The following is a 20,722-nucleotide window of genomic DNA, read 5'->3' as shown; positions in this document are numbered from 1 at the left end:
GTATAAATTTTAAAGAAAAGACCCATGAAAGATTTATCTAGCATTGTAGCTAAATTCAAAGTCCAAGGTACGGTAGAAGAAATCAAGCCGCTGGGATCAGGACTTATCAATGACACTTACAAAGTAAACACGAAAGAAGCAGACGCCCCCGACTACGTTTTGCAACGTATCAACCATGCTATCTTTCAGAATGTAGAAATGCTTCAATCCAATATTGCTGCCGTAACAGGACATATCCGTAAGAAATTGACTGAAGCAGGAGAATCGGATATTGACCGCAAAGTTCTATCTTTCCTCAAAACAGAAGAAGGCAAGACTTACTGGTTCGACGGTGATAATTATTGGCGCGTTATGGTATTCATTCCACGTGCCAAGACTTATGAGACAGTAAATCCCGAATACTCAAATTATGCCGGAGAAGCTTTTGGTAACTTCCAGGCCATGTTGGCAGATATTCCTGAAACTTTGGGTGAGACTATTCCTGATTTTCATAATATGGAGTTCCGTCTGAAACAGTTACGCGATGCTGTTGCTGCCAACGCTGCCGGACGAGTAGCAGAGGTACAATACTTTCTGGATGAAATAGAAAAGCGTGCAGACGAAATGTGCAAAGCAGAACGTCTGTATCGGGAAGGCAAGTTGCCGAAACGTGTATGCCACTGCGATACGAAAGTTAATAATATGATGTTCGACGAAGATGGTAAAGTGCTTTGCGTTATCGATCTGGATACGGTGATGCCTAGCTTTATATTCTCCGATTACGGTGATTTCCTTCGCACAGGAGCCAACACTGGTGATGAGGATGACAAAGACCTCAACCGCGTAAACTTCAATATGGAAATATTCAAAGCATTTACCAAGGGATATTTAAAAGGTGCCAAGTCATTCCTGACACCGATTGAGATAGAAAATCTTCCTTATGCTGCGGCTTTATTCCCATATATGCAATGCGTACGTTTCCTTGCCGATTATATTAATGGAGATACTTACTACAAGATTAAATATCCCGAACATAATATGGTTCGTACAAAGGCACAGTTCAAATTACTTCAAAGCGTAGAAGCACACACACCGGAAATGGTGTCATTCATCAATGAGTGCTTAAAGAGTTGAGAGTGGAGAATTGAGAGTGGAGAGTTTACCTGGTAAAAGCTCCATTCTCCCAACGATAAACAATAGGACGGCGGAGAAACGGTTTCAGTTTTTCCGCCGTTTCTTTTGACATATAGTCAGGAGTGGTAAGTGTAACGGTCAGTTCAGTATTCTTTTTATTGAAATCGGCTTTCATCAAGAGCATATCTGCCGAACGACGTGCTTCGTCAAAAGCATAGATGCCTGTTGAGTCCGGTGTGTTTAGGAAATCGCCCATTGCAGGCAGAGTGATAAACTGAGACTCGGTAAGCGGTTTCCAGTCCGTCGTATAAAAACGGATACTGCTATCACAGGCAGGAGCGCAAGCGGTAGAAACCGTACAAATCACGTTCGTTGTATCATTCAATGCCAATACTTTCATCTGCCATGTAGTTTGCGGAGACATTTGCATGCGGATATAGTCTTTTCCAAGTTCAGTCATTTCCGACTTCTTGCCAAAACGGTTTTCTACCTGTGCCTTCATTTTGCTTTCCAGAAAATCCACACAATCCGCCCTATTCACTTTAGTCAATAAGGGACTCAAAGAATCCGGCATATTCACAAACAAGGTTTTAGCTTCTTGTGCCTGAAGGGAAGTCAAGGAAAATAATCCGACAACTGAAAAGAGTATAGCGATAAAAAGTTTATTTATTTTCATATCAATCATATTTAGTCCCCAAATATAAGAATATCATTCCGATTAACACCAGTATAAGGTCAATCGCTTTGCTTTTTAAATTCTTTTCACGGAAGAAAAGAGCTCCGAAAATGAAAGAAACAATTACACTTCCCCGGCGGACCATCGAAACAATGGAAATCATGGAGTCGTCATAGCTTAATGCATAAAAGTACACAAAGTCTGCTGCCGAAAGAAAAATGGAAATCAGAATGATCGTCCAGTCCCAGCGAAACGGAGTGGTGGACTTTCTTTTTGGCCACCAAAGTAACAACAAGATAGGACACATGATAAAAACCTGATAGACATTGTACCAGGACTGTACTAACATCGGATTCAGTGACTTCATCAGATATTTATCATACAATCCGCTGATGGCACCTGTTATCGCTGCCAATACAATAAAGAAGATCCATTTATTATGTTTAAAATCAATTCCTTCTTTCTTTCCCGAACGGCTCAACATGAAGAAAGAAGCAATAGCCAGCATTACACCAATCCATTGATAGAGATTCAACCGTTCGCCAAACACAAGCATAGCTCCTACCAGCACCATCACCGGGCGGGTGGCATTGATAGGCCCTACGATGGTAATGGGCAGATGCTTCATTCCAAAATAACCGAATATCCATGAAGATAATACGATGAACGACTTGATAATAATATATTTATGCTGTTCCCATCCGGCAACCGGAACATTGAATATCGTTTCGCCCAGCACGTTCGGCTGATATACAGAAAGCAGAATAAACGGAAGAAATATGAGACTGGAAAAGAAAGTGTTCAAAAACAGGACGGGAAGTACCGCATTGTCTTTCAGCGATTTCTTTTTGAATACATCATAAAATCCCAGCAAAGTAGCCGAGAGAAATGCTAATAATAACCACATGAGGAGATTTACTATTTTACGATTTACAATTTACTATTTATGATTTACTACTTTCAAATATACTTTCGGGATATTCTACATTTACCAGAAAAAGAGCATTCCCTGGTGCAGAAGTACCCGCTTTGCCACGGTCTTGCAGTTCTATGACCTTACGGAATCCTTCAATAGAAAGTTTGCCACGTCCCACTTCAAGAAGAGTGCCCACTATAGCACGCACCATATTCCGTAAAAAACGGTCGGCACGGATAGTAAATACCCAAGTGACATCATCTTCCTGTGTCCATTCGGCATGAGTTATATGACAAATATTAGTTTTTACGTCCGTATGTAGTTTGCTAAAACTTGTAAAGTCCGTGTATTCAAACAAAGTACGTGCAGCCTCATTCATCCGTTCATAATCCAATGGATTGAAAATACGACAACGATATTGCCGGTTGAAAGGGTATTTCGCAGTTGTTACATAATACTTGTACGTTCTGGCTGTCGCGTCAAAACGCGCATGTGCATCCGGTCTGACCCGGCAAACGCGAAAAACGGAAATATCCGGAGGGAGCAGACGATTCAACTTATCTGTGACAGAATCCGTATCCAGCAACTCTTCAGATTCAAAATGGGCGACCATCAAAGAAGCATGCACTCCCGCATCTGTCCGCCCTGCCCCTATCACCTCTATTTCACGACGCAGAAAAGTGGACAAGGCTTTCATCAAACATTCCTGCACACTAATTCCATTAGGTTGAATCTGCCAACCGTGATAGTTGGTTCCATCATAAGCCAAATAAATAAAATACCTTTGCACGCTAATTCCTCTTTTTAGGGTTTTTGCGTGCAAAAGTAGTCATTTTATCCCATTTATCTTTGTATAATCCGCACAAACCTGTATATTTGGAGAACAATACATATGATTCACTAACAGTACAAAATTATGAGCAGTACTATTTTTCTCATTATTGCCCTTGTCACGACAGGCATTTTTGTGATTCAGTTTATTCTATCAATCTTTTTCGGAGATATGGATGCAGATGTGGACGTAGATGCCGACATCAGCAGTGTAGTTTCTTTCAAAGGGCTCACTCATTTCGGTATCGGCTTCGGCTGGTACATGTACTTGGCAGGTAACACGGAAATCCAAAGCTATATCGTCGCCATCCTGATTGGGCTCTTCTTTGTTTTCGCCGTATGGTTTCTGTACAAGAAAGCCTATCAACTGCAACAAGTGAACCGCTCCGAAGCGACAAATGAACTTGTAGGGCGCGAATGTACCATTTACTTCAAACAAAGCGACAATAAATACACCGTACAGGCCAATCGTGACGGGGCCATGCGTGAAATAGACGTAATCTCCGAATCGGGAAAGACGTATCAAACCGGGGACCGCACTGTTATCACCAGATATCAGGACGGAACATTATATATTCAATAACTATTCAAATTTACACAATTTTATGACACAAGAAATGCTAATCATGGCCGCAATATTAGTGGCGGTCATCCTGCTCACTTTTATCGGTATCCTTTCTCGCTACCGCAAATGTAAGAGTGACGAAGTCCTCGTCGTATATGGTAAGACGGGAGGAGAAAAGAAATCTGCGAAATTATATCACGGTGGAGCTGCTTTCGTATGGCCGATTATCCAAGGCTACGAATTCCTGTCAATGAAACCGATGCAGATTGACTGCAAGCTGACAGGCGCACTATCCGCACAGAATATCCGTGTGGACGTACCTACTACGATTACCGTAGCCATCAGCACAGATGCAGACGTAATGCAAAATGCTGCTGAACGTATGCTCGGACTGACGATAGACGACAAACAAAACCTGATTACAGATGTAGTTTACGGTCAGATGCGTCTGGTTATCGCCGACATGACGATTGAAGAGTTGAACTCCGACCGCGATAAGTTCCTTTCCAAAGTAAAAGACAATATCGACACGGAACTCCGCAAGTTCGGTTTGTATCTGATGAATATCAATATCAGTGATATCCGCGATGCTGCCAACTATATCGTCAACCTGGGTAAGGAAGCCGAAAGCAAGGCATTGAACGAAGCACAGGCCAACATCGAAGAACAGGAAAAACTGGGTGCTATCAAAATTGCGAACCAGATTAAGGAACGCGAAACGAAAGTAGCGGAAACCCGCAAAGACCAGGACATCGCTATCGCGGAAACTAAGAAACAGCAGGAAATCTCCGTTGCGAATGCTGACAAAGACAGAATCTCGCAGGTAGCCATCGCCAACGCTGAGAAAGAGTCACAGGTAGCAAAAGCCGAAGCCGAAAAGAATATCCGCATCGAACAGGCAAATACCGAAAAGGAAAGCCGCGTTGCCGAACTGAATTCCGACATGGAAATCAAACAGGCGGAAGCTGCCAAGAAAGCTGCCATCGGACGAAATGACGCACAGAAAGAAGTAACCCTGTCTAATGCCGAACTGGCCGTGACACAAGCCAATGCTGACAAACAAGCCGGTGAAGCCGCAGCCAAATCGGAAGCTGCCGTACAGACTGCACGCGAAACTGCACAAAAAGAAGTGGAAGAAGCGAAAGCACGTAAGGTTGAATCGTCATTGAAAGCAGAAAAGATTGTTCCTGCCGAAATCGCAAGACAGGAAGCTATCCTTCAGGCAAACGCTATCGCAGAAAAGATTACCCGCGAAGCGGAAGCCCGTGCAAAAGCAACTTTGGCACAAGCCGAAGCGGAAGCAAAAGCTATCCAAATGAAACTGGAAGCCGAAGCAGAAGGTAAGAAACGCTCATTGCTCGCTGAAGCGGAAGGTTTCGAAGCGATGGTAAGGGCTGCAGAATCGAATCCGGCTATCGCTATCCAATATAAGATGGTAGACCAGTGGAAGGAAATTGCCGGTGAACAGGTAAAGGCGTTCGAACACATGAACTTAGGAAATATCACCGTATTCGACGGTGGAAACGGCGGTACAAGCAACTTCCTGAATACATTGGTAAAGACGGTAGCTCCAAGCCTTGGTGTATTGGACAAATTGCCTATCGGTGAAACTGTAAAAGGCATTATTAATCCGGAAAGCAAAACGGAAGAAAAGCCTACAACAAAAACGGAAGAGAAAAAGGATAAGAAATAATCCTGCTCTAAACAAAACATGCGCTGATGGAAAAAAGAACAATTACTTTTTCTCATCAGCGCATTATTCATTTTGGATTTTCCCATCATTACATTCTTTATGCTACAAAAACATGTAACAATATCAGCCCATACAAGTATGGTACTGAATCTTTACATGAATAAATTATATTTTCCCACTGGACATTTATTCTCAATCTTTCTATCTCCCCATCATCTTTTCCCTGTTTCTCCGATGAATAAAGGGTTTGCGAGTAAAGAGCAACAATTTCACCCGTAAGCGATTAGTTTCAAAATTGTTCCTCCTAATGAAACTATTCGTTTCTCGGTGTGAAACACTTTGTTTCCCGTAATGAAACACTTCGTTTCACACCGAGAAACAAAGTGTTTCAAATGGGGTTGAAACTAATTACGAAATAGCTTTACTAATCATGCTCAATTGTGGAATCAGGAAGCATCAATTAATTATTCATTTCCGTACGGGTTTGAACAATCTTTTTGGTGCGGGCAACTGTTATTCTTCTTAATTTCATATGTATATTCCAACGTTTTCATATAACTTTGCGGGCAAAAAATACAAAATGACTATACATAAGCTTCGTGTATTACCCCTATTTTTGCTGATTACAGGACTTGCAACACTCACTTCCGGTTGCAAAAAGAAAGACATGTCACTGAAACTGAACGAACCCCGCAATATCCGTGGCGTAGTCAGCTACAAACGTTCTTTTCCTGACTTGAATGACGCACATCTGGAAGTAGCCAAAAAGATTGGTATCCGTCCGCTAGCCGACCGAGACGCAGCGGAAGCTATGAAAGAGAAACTCACACATATCACTGATAATGAATTTTATGTGGTAGATTCACTGACACATTCCATTCCTTATCTCGTTCCCCGTGCCAGCGCATTGCTCGATACGATTGGAGTCAATTTCCTCGATTCATTGACTGCCAAAGGCTTAAATCCGAATCAAGTAATCGTTACTTCAGTATTGCGTACGGAAAACGATGTGAAACGTCTCCGCCGCCGGAATGGAAATGCTTCCGCAAATTCTGCGCATTGCTTCGGAGCCACTTTCGATGTCAGTTGGAAACGCTTCAAGAAGGTGGAAGATAAAGACGGACGACCTTTGCAGGACGTTAGCTCAGATACTCTGAAACTCGTTCTGTCTGAGGTTTTAAGGGATCTACGGAAAGCGGAAAAATGCTATATCAAATATGAGTTGAAGCAAGGATGTTTCCACATCACCGCCAGATAATCGGAAGATGAGTATAAAATGCAATAAAATTCATCCCCAAACAATCAGAGAATCCAAAACGTTTCATTAAATTTGCAGAAATTTTTCTTTAATACGATTGAATGATAGAGAAACTGATTGTTCTTGAGGATATTGATCCTGTTATTTTTTACGGTGTAAACAACGCCAACATACAGTTAATTAAAGCTTTATATCCGAAGCTGCGTATCGTTGCCCGTGGCAATGTCATCAAAGTGCTGGGCGACGAGGAAGAAATGTGCGCCTTCGAAGAAAACATCACCAAACTTGAAAAGTACTGCGCCGAATATAATTCACTGAAAGAAGAAGTTATCATCGACATTATAAAAGGGAATACCCCGCAAGCGGAACAGAGCGGAAACGTGATCGTGTTCAGCGTCACGGGAAAGCCCATCATCCCCCGAAGCGAAAACCAGTTGAAACTGGTGGAAGGATTCGCCAAGAACGATATGGTATTCGCCATCGGTCCCGCAGGTTCGGGAAAGACATATACCGCTATCGCCCTTGCCGTACGTGCGCTGAAAAACAAGGAAATCAAAAAGATTATCCTCAGCCGCCCTGCCGTAGAAGCCGGAGAAAAACTCGGTTTCCTGCCCGGAGACATGAAAGACAAAATCGACCCGTACCTGCAACCCTTGTACGATGCCCTTCAAGATATGATACCTGCCGCCAAGTTAAAGGAATACATGGAATTGAACATTATACAGATTGCCCCGTTAGCCTTTATGCGCGGACGCACGCTGAATGATGCTGTCGTGATTCTTGACGAAGCACAGAACACCACCGCGCAGCAGATTAAAATGTTCCTCACCCGTATGGGTATGAACACCAAAATGATTGTGACAGGAGATATGACGCAGATTGACCTTCCCGCTTCGCAAACTTCGGGACTGGTGCAGGCACTCCGCATACTGAAAGGGGTGAAAGGTATCAGCTTTGTCGAGTTGAACAAGAAAGACATTGTGCGCCATAAGTTGGTGGAACGCATCGTGGATGCTTACGAGAAATTCGACAAAGAAGCGAAAGCCGAACGGGAGAAACGGAAAAACGAGCAACTGGTTCTCAACGGCGAACGTCCGGTGAAACTGGCAAAAGAATAATCGCCTTTAGTTCGGAACTCCTATGGCGACTCATGAACTGGAACTTATAATTTGTAATTATAGATAAAACAATGAAAGCATTAACAAAAACAGATTTCAACTTTCCGGGACAGAAAAGCGTGTACCACGGAAAAGTGCGCGATGTGTACAACATCAACGGTGAAAAACTCGTCATGGTAGCAACCGACCGTATTTCGGCCTTTGACGTGGTACTGCCTGAAGGTATTCCTTACAAAGGACAAATGCTGAACCAGATTGCAGCTAAATTCCTCGATGCCACTACTGACATCTGTCCGAACTGGAAACTGGCTACTCCGGACCCAATGGTTACTGTCGGCGTATTGTGCGAAGGTTTTCCGGTAGAAATGATTGTACGCGGTTACTTGTGCGGCAGCGCATGGCGTACTTACAAAAGCGGTGTACGCGAAATTTGCGGCGTGAAATTGCCGGACGGAATGCGTGAAAACGAGAAATTCCCCGAACCTATCGTAACTCCGACTACCAAAGCGGAAATGGGACTGCACGACGAAGATATCTCTAAAGAAGAAATCCTGAAACAAGGACTGGCTACTCCCGAAGAGTACGAAGTGCTTGAAAAATATACGCTGGCTCTCTTCAAACGCGGTACTGAAATCGCTGCAGAACGCGGATTGATTCTTGTCGATACCAAATATGAATTCGGCAAGCACAACGGCACTATTTACCTGATGGATGAAATCCACACTCCGGACTCCAGCCGTTATTTCTACTCGGAAGGTTATCAGGAACGCTTTGAAAAAGGCGAACCACAGAAGCAGCTTTCTAAGGAATTTGTTCGCGAATGGTTGATGGAAAACAGTTTCCAGGGCAAAGACGGCCAAAAAGTGCCTGAAATGACTCCGGCTATCGTACAGAGCATCAGTGACCGTTACATCGAATTGTTCGAAAACATCACCGGCGAGAAATTTGTGAAAGAAGATACCAGCAACATCGCTGAACGTATCGAAAAGAACGTAATGAATTTCTTGACTAAATAAGAATGGACTACCCACAACAGCATATCAAGCCTTACGACGAGGAAGGGAAAAAGACCGAGCAGGTGGAGCGCATGTTCGACAACATCGCGCATGCTTACGACAAGCTGAATCATACCTTATCTTTAGGTATCGACCGCAGTTGGCGCCGCAAAGCCATTGCCTGGCTGCGTCCTTTCCAACCGCAACGCATGATGGACGTGGCTACCGGCACAGGGGATTTTGCCATCCTTGCCTGCCGCAAACTGCAACCTGCCGAGCTAATCGGCACGGACATCTCGGAAGGTATGATGAACGTGGGGCGTGAAAAAGTAAAGAAGGAAGGGCTCTCGGACAAAATCTCTTTTGCCCGGGAGGACTGTACTTCACTCTCTTTTGCCGACAATGACTTTGACGCGATTACCGTAGCGTTCGGCATCCGCAACTTCGAAGACCTCGACAAAGGGCTCTCCGAAATGTGCCGGGTACTGAAACCGGGGGGACATCTCGTGATTTTGGAACTCACCACTCCCGACCGTTTCCCGATGAAACAATTGTTTTCCGTCTACTCTAAAGTCGTCATCCCATTGCTGGGCAAGCTTCTCTCCAAAGACAACAGTGCCTACCGCTATCTGCCGGACACCATCAAAGTATTTCCACAAGGGGAAGTCATGAAAGGGGTCATCTCACGAGCCGGATTCAGTGAAGTTAATTTCCGGCGGCTGACATTTGGTATCTGCACTCTTTATACTGCGACAAAATAACTTAACAATTTAGCCTTATGAAAACGACAAAATCAATTGGACTATTTCTACTCTCTATTTTTTGTTGTATCAATTTCACATCTTGTGATCCGGCAAATAATGAAGGAGATGATCTTATATGGGATTTCTCTCCCATAGTTCTTTACATTTCAGTGCAGGATGCCCAAGGCAATGATTTACTGAATCCACTCACCAAAGGCTCTATTGCCAATCAAGGAATAAAAGCAATTTACAAAGGGGAGACTTACGAAAAAGATGCTCCGTTAAAAGAACGAACCAGAGCATATATGGCCTATTTCGCAGGTCTGCAAACAGAGATCAATCGAGATGGAAAATATTATTTGACTTTCGGAGAATTCAATGGCGACCAGACATTCGACAACGAAAAAGTTGAAATAGACTGGAACGACGGAAAAGAAAAATCTGTTATCACCTTTTCCAGTAAATTGACCTGGAAATCAAAAAAGGAACCTATATTCAATCGAAAATTCTGCCTGAATGGAGAAGAAATATCCCTTAAAGAAGGTTTTGTAATAACCAAATCCTCTTCTCAATCCGAACAAAAATTCGATATTCTTTCTGTAGAATATGGCATAGAGGCGGAAACGGATGAAATTAAAGAAAAAATAAAAGCTGATTTAGAAAGTAAATCTCCTTATACCAAGGGAGAAGCATATAATATAGCTATTCAAGAAAAAAACTCCGGTAAATATACATTATTCAATTCCGAGGGTTTGCCTATCGCAGACAAAGAGTTTGTTATTAAAGAAACAGAAGCGCATGGTGTATATGGAATAACCGCCGAAATAGCCAAAGCTTTCAGACTTATTCCTCCTGAAGACCAAATATACAGCCATATAAAATTGAAATTAGATATAAACGGCGAGAAGTCCTCTAATACTTTTAATATCTTTACCACCCGCCCTAATATTTTCTGGATATATGAAGATTTGACGGAATACTATAAAGACAAATATCCTGACGGTAAAGTCAAAGAAGTAGTACGTCTTTTGAAAAGTAAACCCAATTACCCAACTAAGCAATAAACGATTATGGAAAAATATGGTTTAATCGGCTACCCTTTGAGACATTCATTTTCTATCGGATACTTTAACGAGAAGTTTAAATCCGAAGGCATCAATGCGGAATATGTGAATTTTGAGATTCCCCAAATCAACGATTTCATGGAAGTGATTGAAGAGAATCCAAATCTGCGTGGTCTTAACGTCACTATCCCTTACAAGGAGCAAGTTATTCCTTTTCTGAGCGAACTAGACCCTGATACTGCGAAAATCGGTGCAGTAAATGTAATCAAAATTATCCGTCAGCCGAAAGGAAAGGTGAAGTTGGTAGGTTATAATTCTGATATTATCGGATTTACCCAATCCATACAACCATTATTGCAACCCCATCACAAAAAGGCTTTAATACTGGGCACCGGTGGAGGGTCCAAGGCTGTCTACCACGGTCTTAAAAACTTGGGCATTGAAAGTGTGTTCGTTTCGCGCACTCACAGAGCGGACGGCATGCTGACCTACGAGGAACTAAGCCCTGAAATCATGGCGGAATATACAGTAATTGTAAACTGCACTCCTGTAGGCATGTTTCCTAAAGTCGATTTCTGTCCTAATATACCTTATGAGCTGGTAACTCCAAACCATTTACTCTACGATTTGTTATATAATCCAAACGTTACCCTTTTCATGAAAAAGGGAGAAGCACAGGGTGCCGTTGTAAAAAACGGTCTTGAAATGCTGCTTCTTCAGGCATTTGCCGCCTGGGAAATCTGGAATAAATAGAATCTCTCCTAGCCCCTTTTTCAAGGCGAGAGAGTAAAAAAGGTCAAAGGTATCATATGAAGAGAAAAGTAGTCTATAGTATTATCATCATTATGCTGGTGATGACCGGTTGCACTATCGGAGGAAGTTTCTATATGTTGAACTTTTCTCTGACTCCGGACGCAAAGATTTTGTCTAAAGATGCCGACTCTTATCCTTTTATGTACAAAAACTATCCATTTCTGCGCCCATGGGTAGATAGTCTGCGACAGGCAGATGCGCTGAAAGATACTTTTATCATCAATCCGCATGGCATACAACTCCATGCTTACTATGTAGCTGCTCCCGAACCGACCAATAAAACAGCAGTTATTGTCCACGGATATACGGACAATGCTATCCGTATGTTTATGATTGGGTATTTATACAACCGCGATTTGGGATACAATATTTTGCTACCTGAGCTTCAGCATCAGGGAGAAAGTGAAGGCCGTGCCATTCAGATGGGTTGGAAAGACCGTTTGGATGTGTTGCAGTGGATGAATATTGCCAATGAAATTTTCGGAGACAGTACGCAGATGGTAGTGCATGGCATTTCGATGGGCGGTGCAACCACGATGATGGTATCCGGCGAGCAGCAGAAGCCTTTTGTGAAATGTTTCGTGGAAGATTGCGGTTATACCAGTGTATGGGATGAATTTTCCCATGAATTAAAGTCATCCTTCGGACTTCCACCTTTCCCACTAATGCATACCACAAGCTGGCTATGCGAAAAGAAATACGGCTGGAACTTCAAAGAGGCTTCTTCACTAAAACAGGTGGCAAAGTGCGAGTTGCCGATGCTGTTTATTCACGGGGATAAAGACACATACGTCCCGACATGGATGGTATATCCGCTTTATGAAGCGAAGCCGGAACCAAAGGAACTTTGGATTGTGCCGGGTGCCGCCCATGCCGTTTCCTACAAAGAGAATAAACAGGAATACACCGATAAAGTCCGTGAGTTCGTCGGGCGATACATTCATTAAACCTATTATAACAAGGAGTTTTAGATTCATAACAGAAAAAGTTTCTATATTTGCAAACGTAAAATGACTGTTATGAAATCAATATTCACACTTATAATCTTTACTTTTCTGCTGATACCTTTACAGGCTCAAGAGAAAGTATATACGGTAGACAATCTTCCGAAAGTTCACTTGCAAAACAAGATGCAGTATGTTTGTAATCCTGCGGGGGTACTTTCACAGGTTGCTTGTGACAGCATAGATGCCATGCTTTATGCCTTGGAACAGCAGACGGGAATTGAAACGGTGGTTGCCGCAGTCCCTTCTATCGGGGATGAAGATTGCTTTAATTTCTGCCACCAGTTACTCAATAAATGGGGTGTAGGAAAGAAGGACAAAAATAACGGTTTGGTTATTTTGCTAGTTACCGACCAGCGTTGTATTCAGTTTTACACTGGCTATGGGTTGGAAGGAGTTCTTCCCGATGCTATCTGCAAGAGGATTCAGACGAAGTACATGATTCCTTATTTAAAAAACGGGAATTGGGATACAGGAATGGTAGCGGGGTTGAAAGCGACTTGTCAACGACTTGACGGTTCTATGGAGAACGATTCTCTTTCTGATTCGGGCGGGGGTGGTTCATTCGATTTTATTCTTGCTATCTTCTTCTTCATCCTCATTGGCGGAGGTATCTCCTTCTTTGCGGCACGTAAGCAAAGCCGTTGCCCGAAATGCGGAAAGCATACATTGCAAAGAAGTGGCAGCAGGGTGGTATCCCGGATTAACGGTGTGAAAGCCGAAGATGTCACTTATACTTGCAGAAACTGCGGGCATACTCTCGTACGCCGTCAGCAAAGTTACGAGAATGACTATCACCATCGCGGTGGTGGCGGTGGTCCGTTCATTGGCGGTATGGGCGGTGGAAGTTTCGGTGGCAGTAGAGGTGGCGGCTTTAGTGGTGGCAGCTTCGGCGGCGGAATGGGTGGCGGCGGAGGTGCCGGTTCACGGTTCTAAAATAAACGTAATACGATACCTAAGTTTCAAAATAAATTAGTAACTTTACTTAATTACTAAGATTGAAGAATATGAAAGAAAATAAGGGATATAAAGAAAATAAAGAACAAGAGAAGGTTGTTCACGAACCAGCAGGTTCTTATGGCCTGGATGCGGTTACCATGAGACAAAAAATTATGGAACGGGTAATGCTCATGGAAGATAATCAGCTAAAAGAAATGCTCCGGTTCTCCAACGAACTGGAACAAAAATCCTGGTTAATACCACATACTCAAGAAGAATTAGAAAACGCTATCAACAAAAGTATGGAAGATGTCAAAGCCGGAAGGGTTATTTCACATGAAGATGTCCTCAAATATTATATGAAATGATAAATATTGTTTGGACTCAATCGGCTTTACAAACGCTGGAATTAGTTTATTTACAAACATTACGATATACAAAGAACGAACGTATAGCTGCGAATTTGCATAATAAGCTCATCAAAGAAGCAGAAATACTTAGTACCTTTCCCAATGCGGGCAGTATTCTAAGTACTTCAGATAAAGTCACACTCTGTTACAGAGCATTAGTAGTAGATGCTAACTATAAACTTATTTATTACATTGATATTAATGAAGATGTAATCATCGTAGCAATTTGGGACGTTCGTCAAAATCCTGATAAATTAATAAAAACAATAGAATAATAGAAACATGAAAAAGTCAATTATCATCATCTTAGCCGTTGTAGCTATCCTTGTCTTCTGGGCAGTCAGTGTATATAACGGCCTGGTTACTATGGACGAGAATGTAAGTGGTCAATGGGCAAATGTGGAAACGCAATATCAACGCCGTGCCGACTTGATTCCCAACCTGGTAAATACAGTAAAAGGGTATGCAACCCACGAAAAAGAGACATTAGAAGGGGTTGTTGCCGCACGCAGCCAGGCAACACAAATCAAAGTGGATGCTGCTGACCTGACACCGGAAAAACTCGCGCAATATCAAAAAGCACAGGGTGCTGTCACTTCTGCTTTAGGTAAGTTGTTAGCTATCACAGAGAGTTATCCCGACTTGAAAGCTAATCAGAATTTCCTTGAATTGCAGGCTCAACTGGAAGGTACTGAAAACCGTATCAATGTAGCACGCAAGAATTTCAATGATGCCGCACAGGCTTATAACACCAATATCCGCCGTTTCCCCAAGAGTCTCTTTGCAGGAATGTTCGGATTCGACAAGAAAGCATATTTTGAAGCAGAAGAAGGTAGCGAAAAAGCACCTAAAGTAGAATTCTAAGAAAAGTCTGCTGAAGAGATTGTGCCGCTGACTAAAAGTTTCCGTATCTCATTAGACACGAAAACTTTATTAGTCAGCGGCATTTCTATTAAGATAGTTGGCTGTACGAAAAAAAAGCAGTACTTTTGCAACCGTATACAAAATAATTCTATAACTCATGAGTAATCAACGATACATGATGCGTGGAGTAAGCGCATCAAAAGAAGATGTGCACAACGCCATCAAGAACATCGACAAAGGAATTTTCCCGAAAGCATTCTGCAAAATTATTCCCGATATATTGGGAGGTGACCCGGAATATTGCAACATTATGCATGCCGACGGTGCCGGAACCAAATCTTCCCTTGCTTATATGTACTGGAAAGAGACAGGCGACTTGTCTGTATGGAAAGGAATTGCCCAGGATGCTTTGATTATGAATATCGACGACCTACTTTGCGTAGGTGCCGTAGATAATATCCTCGTCTCTTCAACCATCGGACGCAACAAGTTATTAATCCCGGGAGAAGTTATCTCCGCCATCATCAACGGAACAGACGAACTACTTGCCGAACTCCGTGAAATGGGTGTAGGCGTATATGCAACCGGTGGCGAGACTGCTGACGTCGGCGACTTGGTTCGTACTATCATTGTAGATTCTACCGTAACTTGCCGTATGAAACGTTCGGACGTTATTGATAATGCCAACATTCGTCCGGGCGACGTTATCGTCGGTCTTGCTTCTTACGGACAGGCTACTTACGAGCAAGAATATAACGGCGGCATGGGCAGCAACGGTCTGACAAGTGCACGCCATGATGTATTCGGCAAATATCTTGCTGAAAAATATCCGGAAAGCTATGATGCGGCAGTTCCCGAAGAATTGGTTTATTCAGGAAATCTGAAACTGACAGACAGTGTAGAAGATTCTCCGATTGATGCAGGCAAGTTAGTGCTCTCTCCTACCCGTACCTATGCACCGGTAGTAAAGAAATTGCTGGATGCATTACGTCCCGAAATTCACGGAATGGTTCACTGCTCCGGTGGTGCACAGACCAAAGTGTTGCACTTTGTTGAAAACGTCCGTGTTGTAAAAGACAATCTTTTCCCTGTTCCCCCATTGTTCAAGACTATTCAAGAGCAAAGCGGTACTGATTGGTCAGAAATGTACAAGGTATTCAATATGGGACACCGTCTTGAAGTTTATCTGTCACCGGAACATGCAGAAGAAGTTATCGCTATTTCCGAATCATTCGGTATCCCGGCACAGATAGTAGGACGCGTTGAAGAATGTGACAATACAGAGTTAATCATCAAGAGCGAGTTCGGAGAATTCAGATATTAAGGAATGGCAGATAACAGTACCATATTAGAGAAACTGGACGGACTTGTAGCCCGTTTTGAAGAAATATCAACCCTTATCACCGACCCGGCAGTAATTGCCGACCAAAAGCGCTATGTCAAGCTGACTAAGGAATATAAGGAACTGGATGACTTAATGAAAGCCCGCAAGGAATATATCCAATTACTGGGTAACATTGAGGAAGCCAAAAGTATCCTTTCCAGTGAGTCGGATGCCGAAATGCGTGAAATGGCTAAAGAAGAGATGGATAACAGTCAGGAACGCCTTCCGGTATTGGAAGAAGAAATCAAACTGATGCTTGTTCCCGCCGACCCGCAGGATAGCAAGAATGCGATTCTTGAAATCCGTGGCGGTGCAGGTGGTGACGAGGCAGCTATCTTCGCCGGCGACCTCTTCCGTATGTATGCCAAATTCTGCGAGACAAAAGGCTGGAAGATGGAAGTCTCCAATGCGAACGAAGGAACGGCAGGTGGGTTCAAGGAAATAGTTTGTAGCGTCACAGGTGACAATGTTTACGGAATCCTGAAATATGAATCGGGCGTACACCGCGTACAACGTGTTCCTGCAACAGAAACCCAGGGACGTGTACATACTTCGGCAGCTTCGGTAGCCGTACTTCCCGAAGCGGAAGAATTCGATGTAGTCATCAATGAAGGTGAAATCAAATGGGATACTTTCCGAAGCGGTGGTGCCGGCGGACAGAACGTAAATAAGGTAGAATCCGGAGTGCGACTGCGCTATATATGGAAGAACCCGAATACAGGCATTGCCGAAGAAATCCTGATTGAATGTACCGAAACACGCGACCAGCCGAAAAATAAAGAACGTGCATTGGCACGTCTCCGTACTTTTATCTACGACAAAGAACATCAGAAATATATCGACGACATTGCTTCCAAACGTAAGACAATGGTATCGACCGGCGACCGTTCGGCTAAAATCCGCACATATAACTATCCGCAAGGACGTATCACCGACCACCGCATCAACTACACGATTTACAATCTGGCTGCTTTCATGGATGGAGATATCCAAGACTGTATCGATCACTTGATTGTGGCTGAAAACGCGGAAAGACTGAAGGAAAGTGAGTTGTAGAAAATAGGAAGTTGAGAGCGGAGCTTTAATTTGCAAACAGTAAATCGTATAATAGTAAATAACAAGATGGATAAACAACAATTATTTGAAAACATAAAACGCAAGAAATCATTCCTTTGCGTAGGACTTGATACCGACATCAAGAAAATCCCGGAACATCTGTTGAAAGAAGAAGACCCAATCTTCGCATTCAACAAAGCAATTATCGACGCAACAGCAGATTTGTGTATCGCCTATAAGCCCAATTTGGCTTTCTACGAAAGCATGGGCGTAAAAGGATGGATTGCATTCGAAAAGACAGTAAAATACATCAAAGATAATTATCCCGACCAGTTCATCATTGCCGACGCAAAGCGCGGAGATATCGGAAACACTTCCGCCATGTACGCCCGCACATTCTTCGAAGAACTGAATATTGACTCTGTCACAGTAGCTCCTTATATGGGTGAGGACAGCGTTACTCCATTTCTTACTTATGAAGGAAAATGGGTTATATTATTAGCACTGACTTCCAACAAAGGCTCTCATGACTTCCAGTTGACAGAAGACGTGAACGGCGAACGTTTGTTTGAAAAAGTACTGCGCAAATCACAGGAATGGGCAAGCGACGACCGCATGATGTATGTGGTAGGCGCAACTCAAGGACGTGCTTTCGAGGACATCCGCAAGATTGTCCCCAATCATTTCCTGCTTGTCCCCGGTGTCGGCGCACAAGGCGGCTCGCTCGAAGAAGTTTGTAAATATGGAATGAACAGTACCTGCGGATTAATTGTTAACTCATCCCGTGGTATAATCTACGTGGACAAAACCGAGAAATTTGCTGAAGCTGCCCGCACCGCCGCACAAGAAGTACAGGCACAAATGGCCGAACAGCTCAAAGCAATTCTCTGAAAAGAAAACAAAATCTCTAAAAGAAACGAATGTCTCACGAAAGAAAGATAATCAACGACCCGGTATTCGGGTTTATCAATATTCCGAAGGGGTTGCTATACGATTTAGTACGGCATCCCCTTTTGCAACGTCTTACCCGCATCAAGCAGGTAGGACTCTCGTCCGTGGTATATCCCGGTGCGCAGCACACCCGCTTCCAACACTCCCTGGGTGCTTTCTACCTGATGAGCGAAGCTATTACACAACTGGCTTCCAAAGGTAATTTCATCTTCGACAGTGAAGCGGAAGCTGTACAAGCTGCCATTCTGCTGCATGACATCGGTCACGGTCCTTTCTCTCATGTACTGGAAGACACCATTGTAAAAGGAATCCCCCACGAAGAGATTTCCCTTATGCTGATGGAACGGATGAACAAAGAAATGAACGGTCAGCTTAGCCTTGCCATTCAAATCTTCAAGGACGAGTATCCGAAGCGCTTCTTGCATCAGCTTGTCAGCGGTCAGTTGGATATGGACAGGCTTGATTATCTTCGCCGTGACAGTTTCTATACGGGAGTTACGGAAGGAAATATCGGCTCGGCACGAATCATCAAGATGCTCGACGTGGCAGACGACCGTCTTGTCATCGAATCCAAAGGGATTTACTCTATCGAGAATTTCCTCACGGCACGCCGCCTGATGTATTGGCAGGTATATCTGCACAAAACTTCGGTAGCTTACGAAAAGATGCTTATCAGTACCCTTTTGCGCGCCAAAGAACTGGCTTTGCAGGGAGTGGAACTGTTCGCATCGCCTGCATTGCGCTTTTTCCTTTACAAAGACATCACTCCTGAGGAGTTCCACAACAATCCCGATTGTCTGGAGAATTTCGTCCAACTGGATGATAACGATATATGGACGGCCCTGAAAGTATGGAGTACCCATACCGACAAGGTTCTTTCCACTTTAAGCATGGGAATGATTAACCGAAATATCTTTAAAGTGGAAATTTCATCGGAACCGATTAGTGAAGACAGAAAAAAAGAATTAACTTTGCAAATCAGCCAGCAATTAGGCATAACACTTTCCGAAGCGAACTATTTTGTTTCTACCCCCAGCATCGAAAAGAATATGTATGACCCGGCAGACGACAGTATTGACATTATCTACAAAGACGGCACTATCAAAAATATTGCCGAAGCATCGGACATGTTGAACATCTCGTTATTGTCCAAAAAGGTAAAGAAATACTATCTCTGCTACCAGAGATTACATAGGTAAGTATAAAATATTCATGCAATAACACGGAAATCTGAAAAAAAAGTCCGTTATTTGTGAACTAATTAAATTTTAAATTAAAGACATGGAGTTCTCGGCTAAGCAAATTGCAGCATTTATCCAAGGGGAAATCATTGGAGACGAAAACGCTACGGTACACACATTCGCTAAAATAGAAGAGGGAATGCCCGGAGCAATTTCTTTCCTGTCAAACCCTAAATACACACCTTACATCTACGAGACACAATCAAGCATTGTCTTGGTTAATAAGGACTTCACTCCTGAACATGAAATAAAAACAACCCTTATCAAGGTAGACAATGCATACGAAAGCCTGGCAAAATTGCTCAACCTTTATGAAATGAGCAAACCTAAAAAACAGGGTATCGATTCATTAGCATTTGTTGCCGCCAGTGCCAAGATTGGTGAGAACGTATATATAGGTGCTTTTGCCTACATTGGCGAAAACGCCGTGATCGGAGATAATACTCAAATCTATCCACATACTTTTGTTGGAGACGGAGTAAAGATAGGCAACAGTTGCCTGCTCTACTCGAATGTAAATGTTTATCATGATTGCCGCATAGGCAACGAATGTATCCTGCACTCGGGTGCGGTAATCGGAGCCGACGGATTCGGCTTCGCTCCTACTCCGAACGGATACGATAAGATTCCTCAAATCGGAATTGTTATTCTGGAAGATAAAGTAGATATAGGTGCCAATACCTGTGTAGACCGTGCTACAATGGGAGCTACGGTAGTACATAGTGGTGTCAAATTGGATAACCTGATACAAATAGCCCATAATGACGAGATCGGTTCGCATACCGTAATGGCTGCACAAGCCGGTATCGCCGGTTCTACCAAAGTGGGTGAATGGTGTATGATTGGCGGTCAGGTAGGTATTGCCGGACACTCAAAAATAGGAGATAAAGTCGGTTTGGGCGCACAATCAGGCGTACCGGGAGATATCAAGTCCGGTAGTCAACTTATCGGTACTCCTCCTATGGAGCTAAAACAATATTTCAAATCATCTATCGCACAAAGAAGCCTGCCGGACATGCAGAAAGAACTGCGTAACCTGCGCAAGGAAATCGAAGAATTAAAACAACTATTAAATAAGTAAACAAATA

General features: G+C 43.2%; 22 protein-coding genes. 19 read left to right on the top strand and 3 right to left on the bottom strand.

From position 1 onward, the window contains the following. Nucleotides 1-24 precede the first annotated feature (24 nt). Nucleotides 25-1,113, top strand: coding sequence for a phosphotransferase enzyme family protein (locus BacF7301_RS10945; RefSeq protein WP_167962718.1), 1,089 nt, complete (start codon nucleotides 25-27; stop codon nucleotides 1,111-1,113). A gap of 25 nt (nucleotides 1,114-1,138) precedes the next feature. Here BacF7301_RS10945 and BacF7301_RS10940 read toward each other — a convergent pair whose 3' ends face one another. Genes BacF7301_RS10940 through truA form a run of 3 tightly spaced genes read right to left on the bottom strand, consistent with a single transcriptional unit; the run spans nucleotide 1,139 to nucleotide 3,495 of the window. Beyond that, nucleotides 1,139-1,789 (bottom strand): DUF3256 family protein, encoded by a 651-nt coding sequence (locus BacF7301_RS10940; protein WP_167962716.1) that lies wholly within the window; start codon nucleotides 1,787-1,789, stop codon nucleotides 1,139-1,141. Nucleotide 1,790: 1 nt separating this feature from the next. Continuing rightward, nucleotides 1,791-2,696, bottom strand: a complete 906-nt coding sequence (locus BacF7301_RS10935) for a DMT family transporter (protein ID WP_167962714.1) — start codon at nucleotides 2,694-2,696, stop codon at nucleotides 1,791-1,793. A 37-nt stretch (nucleotides 2,697-2,733) separates the two neighbouring features. After that, on the bottom strand, nucleotides 2,734-3,495 hold the full coding sequence (truA, locus tag BacF7301_RS10930) for a tRNA pseudouridine(38-40) synthase TruA (RefSeq protein WP_167962712.1): 762 nt from the start codon (nucleotides 3,493-3,495) through the stop codon (nucleotides 2,734-2,736). A 126-nt stretch (nucleotides 3,496-3,621) separates the two neighbouring features. Here truA and BacF7301_RS10925 point away from each other — a divergent pair, with 126 nt between their 5' ends. From BacF7301_RS10925 to lpxD, 18 genes are all read left to right on the top strand, one after another. Beyond that, nucleotides 3,622-4,119 carry a hypothetical protein gene (locus BacF7301_RS10925; protein WP_167962710.1) on the top strand — a complete coding sequence of 166 codons (498 nt, stop codon included), beginning with the start codon at nucleotides 3,622-3,624 and terminating at the stop codon, nucleotides 4,117-4,119. A 22-nt stretch (nucleotides 4,120-4,141) separates the two neighbouring features. Then, on the top strand, nucleotides 4,142-5,794 hold the full coding sequence (locus BacF7301_RS10920; protein ID WP_167962708.1) for a flotillin family protein: 1,653 nt from the start codon (nucleotides 4,142-4,144) through the stop codon (nucleotides 5,792-5,794). A gap of 580 nt (nucleotides 5,795-6,374) precedes the next feature. After that, complete coding sequence (locus BacF7301_RS10915) at nucleotides 6,375-7,052, top strand: DUF5715 family protein (protein ID WP_167962706.1); 678 nt, start codon at nucleotides 6,375-6,377, stop codon at nucleotides 7,050-7,052. A 101-nt stretch (nucleotides 7,053-7,153) separates the two neighbouring features. After that, nucleotides 7,154-8,170, top strand: a complete 1,017-nt coding sequence (locus BacF7301_RS10910; protein ID WP_167962704.1) for a PhoH family protein — start codon at nucleotides 7,154-7,156, stop codon at nucleotides 8,168-8,170. Between the two features lie 71 nt (nucleotides 8,171-8,241). Then, entirely contained in the window at nucleotides 8,242-9,186 is a 945-nt protein-coding gene (locus tag BacF7301_RS10905; protein ID WP_167962703.1) for a phosphoribosylaminoimidazolesuccinocarboxamide synthase, read from the top strand. 2 nt (nucleotides 9,187-9,188) lie between these two features. After that, nucleotides 9,189-9,926, top strand: a complete 738-nt coding sequence (gene ubiE, locus BacF7301_RS10900; RefSeq protein ID WP_167962701.1) for a bifunctional demethylmenaquinone methyltransferase/2-methoxy-6-polyprenyl-1,4-benzoquinol methylase UbiE — start codon at nucleotides 9,189-9,191, stop codon at nucleotides 9,924-9,926. Nucleotides 9,927-9,943: 17 nt separating this feature from the next. Further along, nucleotides 9,944-10,972, top strand: a complete 1,029-nt coding sequence (locus BacF7301_RS10895) for a hypothetical protein (protein WP_167962699.1) — start codon at nucleotides 9,944-9,946, stop codon at nucleotides 10,970-10,972. 6 nt (nucleotides 10,973-10,978) lie between these two features. Then, entirely contained in the window at nucleotides 10,979-11,725 is a 747-nt protein-coding gene (locus tag BacF7301_RS10890; RefSeq protein WP_167962697.1) for a shikimate dehydrogenase family protein, read from the top strand. Nucleotides 11,726-11,781: 56 nt separating this feature from the next. Continuing rightward, on the top strand, nucleotides 11,782-12,732 hold the full coding sequence (locus BacF7301_RS10885) for an alpha/beta hydrolase (protein WP_167962695.1): 951 nt from the start codon (nucleotides 11,782-11,784) through the stop codon (nucleotides 12,730-12,732). A 72-nt stretch (nucleotides 12,733-12,804) separates the two neighbouring features. Continuing rightward, on the top strand, nucleotides 12,805-13,725 hold the full coding sequence (locus BacF7301_RS10880; RefSeq protein WP_167962693.1) for a TPM domain-containing protein: 921 nt from the start codon (nucleotides 12,805-12,807) through the stop codon (nucleotides 13,723-13,725). Nucleotides 13,726-13,796: 71 nt separating this feature from the next. Beyond that, a complete protein-coding gene (locus tag BacF7301_RS10875; protein ID WP_167962691.1) occupies nucleotides 13,797-14,096 on the top strand; it encodes a hypothetical protein in 300 nt (99 codons plus the stop codon). Continuing rightward, the gene (locus BacF7301_RS10870; protein ID WP_167962689.1) at nucleotides 14,093-14,413 is read left to right on the top strand and encodes a type II toxin-antitoxin system RelE/ParE family toxin; all 321 of its coding nucleotides are present in this window, start codon (nucleotides 14,093-14,095) and stop codon (nucleotides 14,411-14,413) included. The genes BacF7301_RS10875 and BacF7301_RS10870 overlap by 4 nt, the downstream gene beginning before the upstream one ends. Nucleotides 14,414-14,420: 7 nt before the next feature. Next, a complete protein-coding gene (locus BacF7301_RS10865) occupies nucleotides 14,421-15,002 on the top strand; it encodes a LemA family protein (RefSeq protein WP_167962687.1) in 582 nt (193 codons plus the stop codon). Between the two features lie 157 nt (nucleotides 15,003-15,159). Continuing rightward, complete coding sequence (locus tag BacF7301_RS10860; protein ID WP_167962685.1) at nucleotides 15,160-16,326, top strand: AIR synthase-related protein; 1,167 nt, start codon at nucleotides 15,160-15,162, stop codon at nucleotides 16,324-16,326. A gap of 3 nt (nucleotides 16,327-16,329) precedes the next feature. Beyond that, nucleotides 16,330-17,442: a peptide chain release factor 1 gene (gene prfA / locus BacF7301_RS10855; protein ID WP_167962683.1), complete on the top strand. Its 1,113-nt coding sequence runs from the start codon at nucleotides 16,330-16,332 to the stop codon at nucleotides 17,440-17,442. A 66-nt stretch (nucleotides 17,443-17,508) separates the two neighbouring features. Next, nucleotides 17,509-18,333, top strand: coding sequence for an orotidine-5'-phosphate decarboxylase (pyrF, locus tag BacF7301_RS10850; protein WP_004304532.1), 825 nt, complete (start codon nucleotides 17,509-17,511; stop codon nucleotides 18,331-18,333). Nucleotides 18,334-18,362: 29 nt separating this feature from the next. Continuing rightward, on the top strand, nucleotides 18,363-19,592 hold the full coding sequence (locus tag BacF7301_RS10845; RefSeq protein WP_167962681.1) for an HD domain-containing protein: 1,230 nt from the start codon (nucleotides 18,363-18,365) through the stop codon (nucleotides 19,590-19,592). Between the two features lie 82 nt (nucleotides 19,593-19,674). Then, nucleotides 19,675-20,715, top strand: coding sequence for a UDP-3-O-(3-hydroxymyristoyl)glucosamine N-acyltransferase (lpxD, locus tag BacF7301_RS10840; RefSeq protein WP_167962679.1), 1,041 nt, complete (start codon nucleotides 19,675-19,677; stop codon nucleotides 20,713-20,715). The last annotated feature ends 7 nt before the right edge of the window (nucleotides 20,716-20,722 follow it).

Origin of the sequence: Bacteroides faecium, assembly GCF_012113595.1 — a bacterium.
Taxonomy (GTDB): Bacteria; Bacteroidota; Bacteroidia; order Bacteroidales; family Bacteroidaceae; genus Bacteroides; species Bacteroides faecium.
The sequence above is the reverse complement of the archived record's forward strand: the minus strand, read 5'-3'. Positions and strand labels throughout refer to the sequence as shown.